This window comes from Bacillus cereus group sp. BfR-BA-01331 (genome assembly GCF_022663915.1).
In the GTDB taxonomy this organism is placed as follows: domain Bacteria; phylum Bacillota; class Bacilli; order Bacillales; family Bacillaceae_G; genus Bacillus_A; species Bacillus_A mycoides.
The window spans coordinates 1-370 of record NZ_JAKUGJ010000179.1; the positions used below are offsets into that span (position 1 = coordinate 1).

Here is a 370-nt window from a genome sequence, read left to right on the forward strand (position 1 = left end):
GGAGGTAGAGGGATTCGAACCCCCGCGCGACTCTCGCCGCCTGTCGGTTTTCAAGACCGATCCCTTCAGCCGAACTTGGGTATACCTCCGACATATAAAAAATAAAGTGGAGCCTAGCGGGATCGAACCGCTGACCTCCTGCGTGCAAGGCAGGCGCTCTCCCAGCTGAGCTAAGGCCCCATGTTTTTGGGAAAATCGGGAAGACAGGATTTGAACCTGCGACCCCCTGGTCCCAAACCAGGTGCTCTACCAAGCTGAGCCACTTCCCGTTAATAAAAGCGCGCCCGAGAGGAGTCGAACCCCTAACCTCTTGATCCGTAGTCAAACGCTCTATCCAATTGAGCTACGGGCGCATATGGTGCCGAGGGCG

Annotated in this window: 4 tRNA genes; all 4 read right to left on the bottom strand. The window is 56.5% G+C overall.

Annotated elements, in window-relative coordinates:
- Window positions 1-89 (bottom strand) — tRNA-Ser (locus MR155_RS31540).
- An 18-nt stretch (window positions 90-107) separates the two neighbouring features.
- Window positions 108-180, bottom strand: a tRNA-Ala gene (locus MR155_RS31545).
- A 15-nt stretch (window positions 181-195) separates the two neighbouring features.
- A tRNA-Pro gene (locus MR155_RS31550) sits at window positions 196-269 on the bottom strand.
- Window positions 270-279: 10 nt separating this feature from the next.
- Window positions 280-353: transfer RNA gene (locus MR155_RS31555), tRNA-Arg, on the bottom strand.
- Window positions 354-370 lie beyond the last annotated feature (17 nt).